At 68.3% G+C, this 19,853-nt stretch carries 2 protein-coding genes; both read left to right on the forward strand.

The annotated features are described in order from the left end of the window. Positions 1-24: 24 nt before the first annotated feature. Entirely contained in the window at positions 25-18,738 is an 18,714-nt protein-coding gene (locus tag SAVERM_RS45280; protein WP_197675330.1) for a type I polyketide synthase, read from the forward strand. Then, on the forward strand, positions 18,735-19,778 hold the full coding sequence (aveC, locus tag SAVERM_RS05190; protein ID WP_010982378.1) for an avermectin biosynthesis spirocyclase AveC: 1,044 nt from the start codon (positions 18,735-18,737) through the stop codon (positions 19,776-19,778). The genes SAVERM_RS45280 and aveC overlap by 4 nt, the downstream gene beginning before the upstream one ends. The last annotated feature ends 75 nt before the right edge of the window (positions 19,779-19,853 follow it).

Genomic DNA, 19,853 nt, shown 5'->3' on the forward strand with positions numbered 1-19,853 from the left:
GGCCCTGCTAGGACGTGAATGCAATTGGCGAATGAAGCGAAGCTCCTGGAATACCTCAAGCGCGTCACTGCGGACCTGGACCGCACTCGCCGTCGCCTGTACGAGGTGGTCGAGCGTGAGCAGGAGCCGATCGCGATTGTGGGGATGGCGTGTCGTTACCCAGGCGGGGCGACGTCACCCACGCGACTGTGGCATCTCGTCAAGTCCCAGACGGACGCTATCGGGGAGTTCCCGACCGACCGTGGATGGAACCTGGAGCAGCTCTACGACCCGGACCCCGACCGCTCAGGAACCAGTTACACGCGCAGCGGAGGGTTTCTCTATGACGCGGGCGACTTCGACGCCGCGTTCTTCGAGTTGTCACCGCGTGAGGCGCTGGCAATGGACCCGCAGCAGCGCCTGCTGCTCGAAACCACTTGGGAAACGTTCGAACAGGGCGGAATCGACCCGAGGTCCATGCGCGGAAGCCGGACCGGGGTTTTCGTGGGGATCAATCCGGAGGACTACACCACCGGATACACACATCAGCCCTCAAACGCAGTCGAGGGCTACCTGCTCACTGGCAGCGCGGCAAGCATTGCGTCAGGCCGTATCTCCTACAACTTCGGGCTCGAAGGCCCTGCGATCACTATCGACACCGCGTGTTCCTCCTCGCTCGTCGCCCTGCATCTGGCCTGCCAAGCGCTCCGGTCCGGTGAATGCACCATGGCGCTCGCAGGCGGCGCCTCCGTCATGGCCACTCCCTTCGTCTTCACCGAGTTCTCTCGCCAGCGGGGCCTGGCCGCAGACGGCCGGTGCAAGGCGTTTTCGGCGGCGGCGGACGGGACCGGCTGGTCCGAGGGTGTGGGGATGCTGCTGGTGGAGCGGCTCTCCGACGCCCGCCGCAACGGTCACCGTGTCCTGGCCGTCGTCCGCGGCAGCGCCGTCAACCAGGACGGCGCAAGCAACGGCCTGACCGCACCCAACGGTCGTTCACAAGTCAAGGTCATCCGCCAGGCTTTGGCCAACGCACACCTCTCCCCTGCCGATGTCGATGCGGTGGAGGCCCACGGCACGGGGACCACCCTGGGCGACCCGATCGAGGCTCAAGCCCTCGTCGAAGCCTACGGTCAGGACCGCCCCAACGGCCGCCCCCTCTGGCTCGGAACCCTCAAGTCCAACATCGGGCACTCCATGGCCGCTGCGGGTGTGGGCGGGGTCATCAAGATGGTGATGGCGCTGCGGAATGGTCTGCTGCCGCGGACGTTGCATGTGGATGAGCCGTCGCCGCATGTGGACTGGTCCGCGGGTGCGGTGCAGCTGCTGACGGAGACGGTGCCCTGGCCCGGCGGGGAGGGGCGGCTACGGCGGGCAGGAGTGTCATCATTCGGCGTCAGCGGCACCAACGCCCACGTCATCCTCGAGGAAGCACCCGCCCACAACATCCCGTCAGACACACCCGCCGACGACGTCCCGGGAGAATCAGCCGCCGACGAGGATGCCGGTAGTGGCGATGAGGCTGCTGCCGGCAGTCCAGGGGTGTGGCCGTGGCTGGTGTCGGCCAAGTCGCAGCCGGCCCTGCGCGCCCAGGCCCAGGCCCTGCACGCCCACCTCACCGACCACCCCGGCCTCGACCTCGCCGACGTCGGGTACACCCTCGCCCACGCCCGCGCCGTGTTCGACCACCGCGCCACCCTCATCGCCGCCGACCGCGACACCTTCCTGCAAGCACTCCAGGCACTCGCCGCAGGCGAACCCCACCCCGCCGTCATCCACAGCAGCGCCCCAGGCGGGACCGGGACCGGGGAGGCCGCAGGAAAGACCGCATTCATCTGCTCCGGACAGGGCACCCAACGCCCCGGCATGGCCCACGGCCTCTACCACACCCACCCCGTCTTCGCCGCCGCACTCAACGACATCTGCACCCACCTCGACCCCCACCTCGACCACCCCCTCCTCCCCCTCCTCACCCAGGACCCCAACACCCAGGACACCACCACCCTCGAAGAAGCGGCCGCACTGCTCCAGCAGACCCGCTACGCCCAGCCCGCCCTCTTCGCCTTCCAGGTCGCCCTCCACCGCCTCCTCACCGACGGCTACCACATCACCCCCCACTACTACGCCGGACACTCCCTCGGCGAAATCACCGCCGCCCACCTCGCCGGCATCCTCACCCTCACCGACGCCACCACCCTCATCACCCAACGCGCCACCCTCATGCAAACCATGCCCCCCGGCACCATGACCACCCTCCACACCACCCCCCACCACATCACCCACCACCTCACCGCCCACGAAAACGACCTCGCCATCGCCGCCATCAACACCCCCACCTCCCTCGTCATCAGCGGCACCCCCCACACCGTCCAACACATCACCACCCTCTGCCAACAACAAGGCATCAAAACCAAAACCCTCCCCACCAACCACGCCTTCCACTCCCCCCACACCAACCCCATCCTCAACCAACTCCACCAGCACACCCAAACCCTCACCTACCACCCACCCCACACCCCCCTCATCACCGCCAACACCCCACCCGACCAACTCCTCACCCCCCACTACTGGACCCAACAAGCCCGCAACACCGTCGACTACGCCACCACCACCCAAACCCTCCACCAACACGGCGTCACCACCTACATCGAACTCGGACCCGACAACACCCTCACCACCCTCACCCACGACAACCTCCCCAACACCCCCACCACCACCCTCACCCTCACCCACCCCCACCACCACCCCCAAACCCACCTCCTCACCAACCTCGCCAAAACCACCACCACCTGGCACCCCCACCACTACACCCACCACCACAACCAACCCCACACCCACACCCACCTCGACCTCCCCACCTACCCCTTCCAACACCACCACTACTGGCTCCAACCACCCGGCAAGCCGAGCGACCCGTCACCGAGCGAAGGCCGTGAGCAAGCCACGACCCCATCAACCCCGCTGCGTGATGTCCTCGTGGGCAAGTCTCCGCAGGAGCGAGACGAAGAGCTGTTGCGCCTGGTGCGCACCCATGCGGCCGCTGTGCTGGGCCATGCCACTCCCGAAGTGATCGTTCCGAACAAGGCCTTCAAAGAGCTGGGTTTTGATTCTCTCGCCGCAATTCAGCTTCGTAATCGACTGCTTGCTGACGTTGACCTGCCGCTTCCGGCCACGCTGATCTTCGATTACCCCACTCCGATGGCGCTTTGCCAGTTCCTCCGGGCGGCGATCGTCGGAGCGGACACAGGCACGACCACTCGTCTGCCGCTAACTGCGGTCCCCGCCGACGAGCCGATCGCCATCGTCGGCATGGCCTGTCGGTACCCCGGTGATGTACGGACGGTCGATGATCTCTGGCAGGTGGTCAGTGGTGGCCATGACGCGATCGGCGGATTCCCGACGAACCGTGGGTGGGACCTCGACACGCTGTACAACCCGGACCCGGACCACCACGGAACCAGCTACACCCGGAGCGGCGGATTCCTTTACGACGCAGGCAATTTCGATCCCGACTTCTTCGGTATCAGTCCGCGTGAGGCACTGGCGATGGACCCGCAGCAGCGGCTGCTGCTGGAAACAGCGTGGGAGAGCATCGAACACGCCTGCATCAACCCCGACAGCCTCCGTGGCACACCAACCGGCGTCTTCGCCGGGCTGACCTACCACGACTACGCCGCGCGCTTTCCCACAGCTCCGGCAGGGTTCGAGGGGTATCTCGGGCACGGAAGCGCAGGCAGTATCGCCTCGGGTCGTGTCGCCTACGCTCTCGGCCTGGAAGGTCCGGCCCTCACAGTCGACACTGCCTGCTCTTCGTCCCTGGTCGCTCTGCACCTGGCCTGTCAGGCGCTGCGGTCCGGCGAGTGTTCCATGGCCCTCGCGGGTGGCGTCACGGTGATGTCAACCCCGGCCGGGTTCGTGGAGTTTTCGCGGCAGCGGGGCCTGGCCGTGGACGGGCGGTGCAAGGCGTTCTCGGCAGCGGCTGACGGCACCGGCTGGGGTGAGGGTGTCGGAATGCTGCTGGTGGAGCGGCTGTCGGACGCGCGGCGGCTCGGTCACCGAATCCTCGCGGTGGTGCGTGGCAGTGCGGTCAATCAGGACGGTGCGAGCAACGGGCTGACGGCGCCCAACGGGCCGTCCCAGGAGCGTGTCATCCGCCTGGCCCTGGCCAACGCGGACCTGACCCCCGCCGACGTCGATGCGGTGGAGGCCCACGGCACCGGCACCACTTTGGGCGACCCGATCGAGGCCCAGGCCCTCCTCGCCACCTACGGACAGGACCGCCCCGGCAACGAACCGCTGTGGCTGGGCTCGATGAAGTCGAACATCGGCCACGCGCAGGCTGCCGCAGGTGTGGGCGGGGTCATCAAGATGGTGATGGCGCTGCGGAATGGTCTGCTGCCGCGGACGTTGCATGTGGATGAGCCGTCGCCGCATGTGGACTGGTCCGCGGGGGCGGTGCAGCTGCTGACGGAGACGGTGCCCTGGCCCGGCGGGGAGGGGCGGCTGCGGCGGGCAGGAGTGTCATCGTTCGGCGTCAGCGGCACCAACGCCCACGTCATCCTCGAAGAAGCACCCGCCCACAACATCCCGTCAGACACACCCGCCGACGACGCCCCGGGAGAAGCAGCCGCCGACGATGTTCCGGGGGAAGCGGCCGGCGACGACGCCGGTACCGGCGGGGAAGCGACTGGTCCTGCTGCCGGCAGTCCAGGGGTGTGGCCGTGGCTGGTGTCGGCCAAGTCGCAGCCGGCCCTGCGCGCCCAGGCCCAGGCCCTGCACGCCCACCTCACCGACCACCCCGGCCTCGACCTCGCCGACGTCGGGTACACCCTCGCCCACGCCCGCGCCGTGTTCGACCACCGCGCCACCCTCATCGCCGCCGACCGCGACACCTTCCTGCAAGCACTCCAGGCACTCGCCGCAGGCGAACCCCACCCCGCCGTCATCCACAGCAGCGCCCCAGGCGGGACCGGGACCGGGGAGGCCGCAGGAAAGACCGCATTCATCTGCTCCGGACAGGGCACCCAACGCCCCGGCATGGCCCACGGCCTCTACCACACCCACCCCGTCTTCGCCGCCGCACTCAACGACATCTGCACCCACCTCGACCCCCACCTCGACCACCCCCTCCTCCCCCTCCTCACCCAGGACCCCAACACCCAGGACACCACCACCCTCGAAGAAGCGGCCGCACTGCTCCAGCAGACCCCGTACGCCCAGCCCGCCCTCTTCGCCTTCCAGGTCGCCCTCCACCGCCTCCTCACCGACGGCTACCACATCACCCCCCACTACTACGCCGGACACTCCCTCGGCGAAATCACCGCCGCCCACCTCGCCGGCATCCTCACCCTCACCGACGCCACCACCCTCATCACCCAACGCGCCACCCTCATGCAAACCATGCCCCCCGGCACCATGACCACCCTCCACACCACCCCCCACCACATCACCCACCACCTCACCGCCCACGAAAACGACCTCGCCATCGCCGCCATCAACACCCCCACCTCCCTCGTCATCAGCGGCACCCCCCACACCGTCCAACACATCACCACCCTCTGCCAACAACAAGGCATCAAAACCAAAACCCTCCCCACCAAAAACGCCTTCCACTCCCCCCACACCAACCCCATCCTCAACCAACTCCACCAGCACACCCAAACCCTCACCTACCACCCACCCCACACCCCCCTCATCACCGCCAACACCCCACCCGACCAACTCCTCACCCCCCACTACTGGACCCAACAAGCCCGCAACACCGTCGACTACGCCACCACCACCCAAACCCTCCACCAACACGGCGTCACCACCTACATCGAACTCGGACCCGACAACACCCTCACCACCCTCACCCACCACAACCTCCCCAACACCCCCACCACCACCCTCACCCTCACCCACCCCCACCACCACCCCCAAACCCACCTCCTCACCAACCTCGCCAAAACCACCACCACCTGGCACCCCCACCACTACACCCACCACCACAACCAACCCCACACCCACACCCACCTCGACCTCCCCACCTACCCCTTCCAACACCAGCACTACTGGCTCGAAAGCACACAGCCGGGTGCCGGATCCGGTTCGGGTTCCGGTTCCGGGCGGGCAGGGACTGCGGGCGGGACGGCAGAGGTGGAGTCGCGGTTCTGGGACGCGGTGGCCCGCCAGGACCTGGAAACGGTCGCGACCACGCTCGCCGTGCCCCCCTCCGCCGGCCTGGACACGGTGGTGCCCGCACTCTCCGCCTGGCACCGCCACCAACACGACCAAGCCCGCATCAACACCTGGACCTACCAGGAAACCTGGAAACCCCTCACCCTCCCCACCACCCACCAACCCCACCAAACCTGGCTCATCGCCATCCCCGAAACCCAGACCCACCACCCCCACATCACCAACATCCTCACCAACCTCCACCACCACGGCATCACCCCCATCCCCCTCACCCTCAACCACACCCACACCAACCCCCAACACCTCCACCACACCCGACAACAAGCCCAAAACCACACCACCGGACCCATCACCGGCCTGCTCTCCCTCCTCGCCCTCGACGAAACACCCCACCCCCACCACCCCCACACACCCACCGGCACCCTCCTCAACCTCACCCTCACCCAAACCCACACCCAAACCCACCCACCAACCCCCCTCTGGTACGCCACCACCAACGCCACCACCACCCACCCCAACGACCCCCTCACACACCCCACCCAAGCCCAAACCTGGGGACTCGCCCGCACCACCCTCCTCGAACACCCCACCCACACCGCCGGAATCATCGACCTCCCCACCACCCCCACCCCCCACACCCTCCACCACCTCACCCAAACCCTCACCCAACCCCACCACCAAACCCAACTCGCCATCCGCACCACCGGCACCCACACCCGCCGCCTCACCCCCACCACCCTCACCCCCACACACCAACCACCCACCCCCACCCCCCACGGAACCACCCTCATCACCGGCGGAACCGGCGCCCTCGCCACCCACCTCACCCACCACCTCACCACCCACCAACCCACCCAACACCTCCTCCTCACCAGCCGAACCGGCCCCCACACCCCCCACGCACAACACCTCACCACCCAACTCCAACAAAAAGGCATCCACCTCACCATCACCACCTGCGACACCAGCAACCCAGACCAACTCCAACAACTCCTCAACACCATCCCCCCACAACACCCCCTCACCACCGTCATCCACACCGCAGGCATCCTCGACGACGCCACCCTCACCAACCTCACCCCCACCCAACTCAACAACGTCCTCCGCGCCAAAGCCCACAGCGCCCACCTCCTCCACCAACTCACCCAACACACCCCCCTCAACGCCTTCGTCCTCTACTCCTCCGCCGCCGCCACCTTCGGCGCACCCGGCCAAGCCAACTACGCCGCAGCCAACGCCTACCTCGACGCCCTCGCCCACCACCGCCACACCCACCACCTCCCCGCCACCAGCATCGCCTGGGGCACCTGGCAAGGAAACGGACTGGCGACTGGTCAAGTCAGCGAACATCTCCGCCGCCGCGGGATGTTCGCCATGCCGCCCGAGTTGGCGGTCACAGCTGTTGACGGCGCGATCGCGAGCGGGCGCCCGAGTCTCCTCGTCGCCGATATCGACTGGAAGAAATTGGGACCGGTTCTCTCCAGCAAGTCGTCGGTCTTGCTCGAGGACCTTCCCCAGGCACAGGGAACTGAGGAGGCGCGCAGTACCGTTGAGCAGACGGAGAGCACAAACCTCCGGCAACTCCTCATGGGTCGGTCACGTTCCGAGCAGGAAGAAGAGCTGCTCAGCCTCGTCCGCATCCACTCCGCGGCAGTGCTCGGGCGCGACGACTCCGAGGCCATCCCGCCCGGTCGGCTGTTCAGGGATCTAGGGTTCGACTCGCTTGCGGCGGTGGAGCTTCGCAACCACCTCGCAGCACAGACGGAGCTGGCTCTGCCGACGACTCTCGTCTTCGATTACCCCAGCCCCACCAAGCTCGCCCAATTTCTGCTCTCCGAGATCGCGGAGTTCCAGCCCGACAACTCAACTCCGCTTCCGCGACCCCGGGCAGAGCTCGATGAGCCGATCGCCATCGTTGGCATGGCCTGTCGCTTCCCCGGCGGAGTGACCTCGGCGGACGACTTCTGGGATCTGATCTCCTCCGAGCAGGACGCGATCGGCGGATTCCCCACCGACCGCGGCTGGGACCTGGACACGCTCTACGACCCCGACCCCGACCACCCCGGCACCTGCTACACCCGAAACGGCGGATTCCTCTACGACGCAGGCCACTTCGACGCCGAATTCTTCGGCATCAGCCCCCGCGAAGCCCTCGCCATGGACCCCCAGCAACGACTCCTCCTCGAAACCGCCTGGGAAACCATCGAACACGCCGGCATCAACCCCCACACCCTCCACGGCACCCCCACCGGAGTCTTCACCGGCACCAACGGACAGGACCACGCGGCACACATCCGTCAGGCCCCGAGCGGTACCGAGGGATTCGTCCTGACCGGGGCAGCCACCAGCATCGCCTCCGGCCGAATCTCCTACATCCTCGGGTTGGAAGGGCCTGCGGTCACCCTCGACACAGCGTGTTCCTCCTCGCTCGTCGCCCTGCACCTCGCCTGCCAGTCCCTCAGGTCCGGTGAATGCACCATGGCCTTGGCCGGCGGGGCCACGGTCATGACCACCCCGATCACCTTCACCGAATTCGCCCGCCAACGCGGACTCGCCCCCGACGGGCGTTGCAAGGCGTTCTCGGCGGCGGCTGACGGTACCGGCTGGGGTGAGGGTGTGGGGATGCTGCTGGTGGAGCGGCTCTCCGACGCCCGCCGCAACGGTCACCGTGTCCTGGCCGTGGTGCGTGGCAGTGCGGTCAACCAGGACGGTGCGAGCAACGGTCTGACCGCGCCCAACGGGCCCTCCCAGCAGCGCGTCATCCGCCAGGCCCTCGCCAACGCGGACCTGACCCCCGCCGACGTCGATGCGGTGGAGGCCCACGGCACCGGCACCACTTTGGGCGACCCGATCGAGGCCCAGGCCATCCTCGCGACCTACGGACAGGACCGTCCCGGCAACGGGCCGTTGTGGCTGGGCTCCGTCAAGTCCAACGTCGGACACACACAGGCCGCGGCGGGCGTGGCCGGAGTGATCAAGATGGTGATGGCCCTCCGCCACCGGACACTCCCACCGACTCTCCACGCGGATGAGCCGTCGCCGCATGTGGACTGGTCCGCGGGTGCGGTGCAGCTGCTGACGGAGACGGTGCCCTGGCCCGGCGGGGAGGGGCGGCCGCGGCGGGCAGGAGTGTCATCATTCGGCGTCAGCGGCACCAACGCCCACGTCATCCTCGAAGAAGCACCCGCCGACGACGTTCCGGGGGGACCACCCGCCGACGAGGATGCCGGTAGTGGCGAGGAGGCTGCTGCCGGCAGTCCTGGGGTGTGGCCGTGGCTGGTGTCGGCCAAGTCGCAGCCGGCCCTGCGCGCCCAGGCCCAGGCCCTGCACGCCCACCTCACCGACCACCCCGGCCTCGACCTCGCCGACGTCGGATACACCCTCGCCCACGCCCGCGCCGTGTTCGACCACCGCGCCACCCTCATCGCCGCCGACCGCGACACCTTCCTGCAAGCACTCCAGGCACTCGCCGCAGGCGAACCCCACCCCGCCGTCATCCACAGCAGCGCCCCAGGCGGGACCGGGACCGGGGAGGCCGCAGGAAAGACCGCATTCATCTGCTCCGGACAGGGCACCCAACGCCCCGGCATGGCCCACGGCCTCTACCACACCCACCCCGTCTTCGCCGCCGCACTCAACGACATCTGCACCCACCTCGACCCCCACCTCGACCACCCCCTCCTCCCCCTCCTCACCCAAAACGACAACGACAACGACAACGAGGACGCGGCCGCACTGCTCCAGCAGACCCCGTACGCCCAGCCCGCCCTCTTCGCCTTCCAGGTCGCCCTCCACCGCCTCCTCACCGACGGCTACCACATCACCCCCCACTACTACGCCGGACACTCCCTCGGCGAAATCACCGCCGCCCACCTCGCCGGCATCCTCACCCTCACCGACGCCACCACCCTCATCACCCAACGCGCCACCCTCATGCAAACCATGCCCCCCGGCACCATGACCACCCTCCACACCACCCCACACCACATCACCCACCACCTCACCGCCCACGAAAACGACCTCGCCATCGCCGCCATCAACACCCCCACCTCCCTCGTCATCAGCGGCACCCCCCACACCGTCCAACACATCACCACCCTCTGCCAACAACAAGGCATCAAAACCAAAACCCTCCCCACCAACCACGCCTTCCACTCCCCCCACACCAACCCCATCCTCAACCAACTCCACCAGCACACCCAAACCCTCACCTACCACCCACCCCACACCCCCCTCATCACCGCCAACACCCCACCCGACCAACTCCTCACCCCCCACTACTGGACCCAACAAGCCCGCAACACCGTCGACTACGCCACCACCACCCAAACCCTCCACCAACACGGCGTCACCACCTACATCGAACTCGGACCCGACAACACCCTCACCACCCTCACCCACCACAACCTCCCCAACACCCCCACCACCACCCTCACCCTCACCCACCCCCACCACCACCCCCAAACCCACCTCCTCACCAACCTCGCCAAAACCACCACCACCTGGCACCCCCACCACTACACCCACCACCACAACCAACCCCACACCCACACCCACCTCGACCTCCCCACCTACCCCTTCCAACACCACCACTACTGGCTCGAACTACCCAGCGCCCAAACCAGCCCCGGTCAAAGGCGTTCTCGCCGCTCGGCTCCAGACACCGCCGAGTCGGAGTTCTGGGACGCGGTGAACGAGGAAGACCTCCAGAGCCTCGCCGAAACCCTCGACATCGACGCCTCTGCTCTGGACACGGTGGTGCCCGCACTCTCCGCCTGGCACCGCCACCAACACGACCAAGCCCGCATCAACACCTGGACCTACCAGGAAACCTGGAAACCCCTCACCCTCCCCACCACCCACCAACCCCACCAAACCTGGCTCATCGCCATCCCCGAAACCCAGACCCACCACCCCCACATCACCAACATCCTCACCAACCTCCACCACCACGGCATCACCCCCATCCCCCTCACTGTCAACCACACCCACACCAACCCCCAACACCTCCACCACACCCTCCACCACACCCGACAACAAGCCCAAAACCACACCACCGGACCCATCACCGGCCTGCTCTCCCTCCTCGCCCTCGACGAAACACCCCACCCCCACCACCCCCACACACCCACCGGCACCCTCCTCAACCTCACCCTCCCCCAAACCCACACCCAAACCCACCCACCAACCCCCCTCTGGTACGCCACCACCAACGCCACCACCACCCACCCCAACGACCCCCTCACACACCCCACCCAAGCCCAAACCTGGGGACTCGCCCGCACCACCCTCCTCGAACACCCCACCCACACCGCCGGAATCATCGACCTCCCCACCACCCCCACCCCCCACACCCTCCACCACCTCACCCAAACCCTCACCCAACCCCACCACCAAACCCAACTCGCCATCCGCACCACCGGCACCCACACCCGCCGCCTCACCCCCACCACCCTCACCCCCACACACCAACCACCCACCCCCACCCCCCACGGAACCACCCTCATCACCGGCGGAACCGGCGCCCTCGCCACCCACCTCACCCACCACCTCACCACCCACCAACCCACCCAACACCTCCTCCTCACCAGCCGAACCGGCCCCCACACCCCCCACGCACAACACCTCACCACCCAACTCCAACAAAAAGGCATCCACCTCACCATCACCACCTGCGACACCAGCAACCCAGACCAACTCCAACAACTCCTCAACACCATCCCCCCACAACACCCCCTCACCACCGTCATCCACACCGCAGGCGTCAATCTCTTCGCCCCCGTGTCGGAAACCGATGCCGAATCCTTCTCTTCCGTTACGGCAGCGAAGGCAACGGGCGCGGCGATTCTGCATGAGTTGCTGCTGGACCATGAAACGCTTGAACACTTCATTCTCTTCTCGTCGGGCGCCGGCGCTTGGGGCAGCGGGAATCAGTGCGCATACTCGGCGGCCAACGCATACCTGGACGCGCTCGCGACGCATCGTCAGACACATGGACTTCCCGGGGCATCGATCGCCTGGGGCCCCTGGGCCGGAAAGGGCATGTCGGCCGGTGATGCGGCTCATGGTTACCTGGAAAAGCGCGGCATTCTGCCGATGGAGCCACGCATGGCGCTCGCGGCATTCCATCGTGCGCGGGCGCAGCGGCCGAATTCCAACCTGATCATCGCGGACATCGACTGGGAGCGCTTCGTCCCCGCCTTCACCGCTCGACGCCACAGCCCGCTCATCGAGGACATTCCGGAGGTTCGGCAAGCGGCTCAGGAGCTGGAAGCAGCTGCGTCGACGGCAAAGACGACCACAGCTCAGCCGATTGCGACGTCTCTCCGTGAGCGATTGGCCCGACTGACGTCCTCAAAGCAGAACCAGGTGCTGCTCGGCCTGATTCGGACAGGCATCTGCACCGTTCTCGGCCTTCGTAATCCGGAAGGCATCGAGGACCAACGAGCCTTCCGCGACCTCGGCTTCGACTCGCTGACGTCGGCTCAGTTCAGCAAGGAACTCGCCAAGGAAACCGGACTGCCACTCCCCCCGTCCCTGGTCTTCGACTATCCCACCCCGCAGGAATGTGCTGCCCATCTGCGCACACAACTCGTCGACCTAGACGACGAAGAGGACGCGGCACTGTCGAATGCTCTCCCGCAAGTGGCCCATCGGCGTACCGTCGAGGACGAACCGATCGCCATCATCGGTATGGCATGTCGCTTCCCCGGCGGCGTACGTTCTGCCGACGACCTGTGGGAATTGCTCGCTTCGGGTAAGGACGCTATCGGCGTCTTCCCGACCGACCGCGGCTGGGACCTGGACACGCTCTACGACCCCGACCCCGACCACCCCGGCACCTGCTACACCCGAAACGGCGGATTCCTCTACGGCGCAGGCCACTTCGACGCCGAATTCTTCGGCATCAGCCCCCGCGAAGCCCTCGCCATGGACCCCCAGCAACGACTCCTCCTCGAAACCGCCTGGGAAACCATCGAACACGCCGGCATCAACCCCCACACCCTCCACGGCACCCCCACCGGAGTCTTCGCCGGAATCAACGCTCAAGACCACGCCGCGCATATCCGCCAAAGCCGTGATGTGGAGACCATCGAGGGCTACGCCCTGACCGGCAGTTCGGGAAGTGTGGCGTCCGGCCGGGTGGCCTACACGCTCGGGCTCGAAGGCCCCGCGGTGTCGGTGGATACGGCGTGTTCGTCGTCGTTGGTGGCGTTGCATTGGGCGGCGCAGGCGTTGCGTGCGGGTGAGTGTTCGATGGCGCTTGCCGGGGGTGTGACGGTGATGTCGTCTCCGGGTACGTTTGTGGAGTTCTCACGTCAGCGGGGTCTGGCCGCGGACGGGCGGTGCAAGGCCTATTCGGCGGCTGCTGACGGTACCGGCTGGGCCGAGGGTGTGGGGATGCTGCTGGTGGAGCGGCTCTCCGACGCCCGTCGCAACGGTCACCGTGTCCTGGCCGTGGTGCGTGGCAGTGCGGTCAACCAGGACGGTGCGAGCAACGGTCTGACCGCGCCCAACGGGCCCTCCCAGCAGCGTGTCATCCGTCAGGCCCTGGCCAATGCGGGACTGACCCCGGCCGATGTCGACGCAGTGGAGGGCCACGGCACCGGGACCACTCTGGGGGACCCGATCGAGGCCCAGGCACTCCTGGCCGCCTACGGACAACACCGCCCCCACCACCGCCCCTTGTGGCTGGGATCCCTCAAATCCAACATCGGGCACGCACAGGCCGCCGCGGGCGTGGGCGGAGTCATCAAGATGGTGATGGCCCTGCGCAACGGGCTGCTGCCACAGACCCTCCACGTGGACGAGCCCACCCCCCAGGTCGACTGGTCCACAGGCGCAGTACAACTCCTGACACAACCGGTGCCCTGGCCCGCCGACCCGGCCGGCCGGCCACGCCACGCCGGCGTGTCATCATTCGGCGTCAGCGGCACCAACGCCCACATCATCCTCGAAGAAGCACCCACTCCCCAGGACAGCGATACCGACGACGAACCGCCTGCCAACGCACCAGCCCTGCCCCATCCCCTCCCTCTTCCCGTGCCGGTGTCGGCGAGGTCTGAGGCCGGGTTGCGGGCGCAGGCACAGGCGTTGCGCCAGTACGTGGCAGCCCGCCCGGACATGTCACCTGCCGACATTGGTGCGGGTCTGGCCCGCGGCCGGGCCGTACTGGAACACCGCGCCGTCATCCTGGCCGCGGACCGCGAGGAACTGGCGCAGGCACTGACAGCCCTGGCAGCCGGCGAACCCCACCCCCACATCACCACAGGCCACACCCGGGGCGGTGACCGCGGCGGCGTCGTCTTCGTCTTCCCCGGACAGGGCGGCCAGTGGGCCGGGATGGGCCTGACCCTGCTCACCTCCTCACCCGTGTTCGCCGAACACATCGACGCATGCGAGAAAGCCCTCACCCCCTGGGTGCCCTGGTCCCTGACCGACATCCTGCACCGCGACCCCGACGACCCCGCATGGCAACAAGCCGACGTGGTCCAGCCCGTGCTCTTCAGCATCATGGTCTCCCTCGCCGCCCTGTGGCGCTCCTACGGCATCGAACCCGACGCGGTCCTCGGCCACTCCCAGGGAGAAATCGCCGCCGCCCACATCTGCGGCGCACTCAGCCTGAAAGACGCCGCCAAAACCGTTGCACTGCGCAGCCGCGCACTGGCCGCCGTACGAGGCCGGGGCGCCATGGCCTCACTGCCCCTGCCCGCCCAGGACGTGCAGCAGCTCATTTCCGAACGGTGGGAAGGGCAGTTGTGGGTGGCAGCCCTCAACGGCCCCCACTCCACCACCGTCTCCGGCGACACCAAGGCGGTGGATGAGGTGCTGGCGCACTGCACCGACACCGGCCTACGGGCCAAACGCATCCCCGTCGACTACGCCTCCCACTGCCCCCACGTCCAACCCCTCCACGACGAACTCCTGCACCTGCTGGGAGACATCACCCCCCAGCCGTCCACCGTGCCGTTCTTCTCCACCGTGGAAGGCACCTGGCTGGACACCACAACCCTGGACGCCGCCTACTGGTACCGCAACCTCCACCAGCCCGTCCGCTTCAGCCACGCCATCCAGACCCTGACCGACGACGGACACCGCGCCTTCATCGAAATCAGCCCCCACCCCACCCTCGTCCCCGCCATCGAAGACACCACCGAAAACACCACCGAAAACATCACCGCGACCGGCAGCCTCCGCCGCGGCGACAACGACACCCACCGCTTCCTCACCGCCCTCGCCCACACCCACACCACCGGCATCGGCACACCCACCACCTGGCACCACCACTACACCCAAACCCACCCCCACCCCAACCCCCACACCCACCTCGACCTGCCCACCTACCCCTTCCAACACCAGCACTACTGGCTCCAACCACCCACCACAACAACCGACCTCACCACCACCGGCCTCACCCCCACCCACCACCCCCTCCTCACCGCCACACTCACCCTCGCCGACAACAACACACAACTACTCACCGGCCGCCTCTCCCTACGCACCCACCCCTGGCTCACCGACCACACCGTCGCCGGCATGGTCCTCCTGCCGGGCACCGCGCTCCTCGAACTCGCCCTCCAAGCCGGCGAACGGGTGGACTGCCCTCGGGTGGAGGAACTGACCCTGCACGCACCGTTGGTGATCCCGCACACCGAGGACGTGACGTTGCAGGTCACCGTTCGGGCAGCCGATGAGAGTGGCCATCGCGCCCTCGCGATCCACTCGTACTCCGGCACCGCGTCGTCGGCGGACCGGGAGTGGACCCGTCACGCCACGGGCCTCCTCACACACCACGCCGACACCGATCACCGTGCCGACACGCACACGGACGCGTGCCTTGGCGGGAGCTGGCCCCCGCCCGGCGCGCAGCCCATCGAACTGGGCGACGTCTACGGTCGTATGGCGGCGGACTCGGACATCGCCTACGGGCCGGTCTTCCAGGGGCTGCACGCCGCCTGGAGGTTCGGCGACGATGTCCTGGCCGAGGTGCGTCTGCCGGAAGAGGCTCTGCGCGATGCTCCGGCGGCGGCCTTCGGTGTTCACCCGGCCTTGCTCGACGCGGCCCTGCACGCCACGGCGCTCACCCCCCAGAACGGGGACGGCTCGACGGAGAACGTCGCCCAGGAGAGCATGCCTGACCGCGCAGCCCACCAGGCGCGACTGCCGTTCAGCTGGAGCGGCGTGTCCCTGCACACGGCGGGCAGTTCCGTGTTGCGCGTACGGCTGTCGCGCAGTCCGCAGCACGGTAATGCCGTGGCCCTCACCGCGGCCGACGAGGACGGTCGGCCGGTGGTGACGATCGAGTCGCTCGCGCTGCGGCCGGTGTCCACCGAGGAGCTGCGCGCGGCCGCGGATCGTACGCCCGAGCACGAGTCGCTCTTCCGACTGGACTGGGTTTCCGTACCAGTGCCCGCCAACGCCCCTTCGCCCACCGCGGACCGGCCCTGGGCGGTCATCGGCGCGGGCCTTCCCCACCTGCCCGGCCTGACGGAGCACGAGCACGTGACCGCGTATGACGAGCCGGCGGACCTGCTTCTGGCTCTGGACCGCGGTGCTCCGCCGCCCGGTGTGCTGGTCGTAGGTGGTGTCGCCCACACCGAAGCCCGGGAGTATTCCGCCGAAGCCCCCGGGGAGCGCGGGACCGAGGCCTGCGAGGCCCGGCCGGACGTCGTGCACGTGGGCGTCGTGCACACGGCTGCCGTGCACGCGGCTGCCGCGCAGATGTTGGCCAGGCTCCAGGCCTGGCTGGGCGACGAGCGCCTCGCAGACAGCCGGCTGCTCGTCCTGACGTGCGGCGCGGTCGCCCGCGCCTCCGGCGACGATGCGACGGACCTGCCCGGGGCCGCCGTGTGGGGGCTGGTGCGTTCGGCGCAGTCCGAGCACCCGGACCGCATCACGCTGCTGGACTTCGAGCGGGGCACAGAGGCGGAGCCCGGTCAGCTGGCGACGGCGCTGAACTGCGGGGAGCGGCAGCTTGCCGTCCGCCCCGGAGGGCTGTTCACGCCACGGCTGGTGCGCGCGCCACGTGTCGCCGACGCCGTACCCGCCGTACCCGCCGTGGCCGTACCGTCAGCGGGTCACGCAGCCGTACCGGCAGCGGGTCCCTTCCTTCCGGGCGGAACGGTGCTGATCACCGGCGGAACCGGTGTCCTGGGCCGGCTCGTGGCCCGGCATCTGGTGGAGGCGCACGGCGTACGGCATCTGTTGCTGGCGGGTCGGCGCGGACCGGACGCCGAGGGTGCGCCGGAGTTGCGGGCGGAGCTCGGTGGGCTCGGCGCGACGGTGGAGGTCGTCGCCTGCGACGCGGCGGACCGGCAGCAGCTGGCCGACCTGCTGACACGGATCCCCGACGATCGGCCGCTGACCGGTGTCGTGCACAGTGCGGGCATCCTGGACGACGGCGTGATCACGTCGCTGTCGCCGGAGCGGCTCGGGGCCGTCCTCCGGGCCAAGGCGGACGCTGCGCTGCTTCTCGACGAGCTGACGCGCGGGGCAGAGCTGTCGGCTTTCGTCATGTTCTCCTCCGCGTCGGCGGTGGTCGGCTCGCCCGGGCAGGGCAACTACGCCGCCGCCAACGCCGTCCTCGACTTCCTTGCTCATCGCCGCCGCGCCGAGGGGCTGCCCGCCGTCTCTCTCGCCTGGGGCCTGTGGGAAGAGGGCACAGGGATGACGGGCCACCTCGACGTCGACGACCATGCGCGGATCAGCCGCGCGGGAATGCGGCCGCTGCCGACTGCCGAGGCTCTGGCGCTGTTCGACGCGGCCTTGGCCGACGGCGAGCCGTTCCTGATGCCGGCTCGGCTCGACCTCACGGCCGTACGGTCTGGTGCCGCGTCCGCACCGGTGCCGCCGCTGCTGCAAGGTCTGCTTCAGCTGCCTCGGTCCCGCTCGGCCGCCGCGGCCCCCGGCCATGGGGCCCCGGCGGCGGACGAGGCGGCGGCCTGGCGTGAGCGTCTGGCCCGGCAGAGTGCCGGTGAGCGCAGGCAGGCGCTGCTGCGCCTGGTGCGGTCGCATGTCGCGGCGGTGCTCGGCCATAGCGGTGCCGACGGAATCGACGCATCGCGGGCGTTCCGCGAGCTGGGGTTCGACTCGCTCACGGCGGTCGAGCTGCGCAACCGTCTCACGGCCGCGACGGGCCTGCGGCTGCGGGCCACGCTGGCCTTCGATTTCCCGACCCCGGCAGCGCTGGCCGAGCACTTGGGCGAGCGTCTGCTTCCCGACCAGGAGGCCACGGGCGAGCAAGCCGGCGATCAGCTCTCCGGCGGCAGCGAGGAGGACGTACGCAGCCTCCTGACGTCCATTCCGATCGGCAGGCTGCGGGACGCGGGGCTCCTCGGGCCCCTGCTCACGCTCGCGGACACGGGCCGCGGCGCCTCGGGCGCCGCCGCAGGTCCGGAGGACGCGCCGCCCTCCGGCCAGGACACACCGGCTCCCGTCTCGATCGACGAGATGGACATCGACGACCTGATGGATCTGGCGCACGGGCATGGCACCGCACCCGCCCGTGAGCCCGCCGACGCAGAGGACTCGTCGTCATCACGAAACCGGACACACCACACACACGAAGGTGAGACAGCGTGAACCCATCCGAGCCGCTCGGCCTGCCCAACGAACGTGTAGTAGACACCCGACCGTCCGATGCCACGCTCTCACCCGAGGCCGGCCTGAACAGGTCAGGAGCGCTGCCCCGTGAACTGCTGTCGTTGCCGGTGGTGGTGTGGGCCGGGGTCGGCCTGCTGTTTCTGGCCCTGCAGGCGTACGTGTTCAGCCGCTGGGCGGCCGACGGTGGCTACCGGCTGATCGAGACGGCGGGCCAGGGTCAGGGCGGCAGCAAGGATACGGGGACTACCGATGTGGTCTATCCCGTGATTTCCGTCGTCTGCATCACCGCCGCGGCGGCGTGGCTCTTCCGGAGGTGCCGTGTCGAACGACGGCTGCTGTTCGACGCCCTTCTCTTCCTCGGGCTGCTGTTCGCGAGCTGGCAGAGCCCGCTCATGAACTGGTTCCATTCCGTTCTCGTCTCCAACGCGAGTGTGTGGGGCGCGGTGGGTTCCTGGGGTCCGTATGTGCCCGGCTGGCAGGGGGCGGGCCCGGGTGCGGAGGCGGAAATGCCGCTGGCGTCGGCCTCCGTCTGCATGTCGGCTCTGATCGTCACCGTGCTGTGCAGCAAGGCACTGGGGTGGATCAAGGCCCGCCGGCCGGCATGGCGGACCTGGCGGCTGGTCCTGGCCGTGTTCTTCATCGGCATCGTGCTCGGTCTGTCCGAGCCGCTGCCGTCCGCCTCCGGGATCAGCGTATGGGCCAGAGCGCTGCCCGAGGTGACCTTGTGGAGTGGCGAGTGGTACCAGTTCCCCGTGTATCAGGCGGTCGGTTCCGGCCTGGTCTGCTGCATGCTGGGCTCGCTGCGCTTCTTCCGCGACGAACGCGATGAGTCGTGGGTGGAACGGGGAGCCTGGCGGTTGCCGCAACGGGCAGCGAACTGGGCGCGTTTCCTCGCCGTGGTCGGTGGGGTGAATGCCGTGATGTTCCTCTACACCTGTTTCCATATCCTCCTGTCCCTCGTCGGTGGACAGCCGCCCGACCAACTGCCGGACTCCTTCCAAGCGCCGGCCGCTTACTGAGTTCAGGGCAGGTCGGAGGAGACGGAGAAGGGGAGGCGACCGGAGTTCCGGTCACCTCCCCTTTGTGCATGGGTG

This window comes from Streptomyces avermitilis MA-4680 = NBRC 14893 (assembly GCF_000009765.2).
GTDB classification, from domain to species: domain Bacteria; phylum Actinomycetota; class Actinomycetes; order Streptomycetales; family Streptomycetaceae; genus Streptomyces; species Streptomyces avermitilis.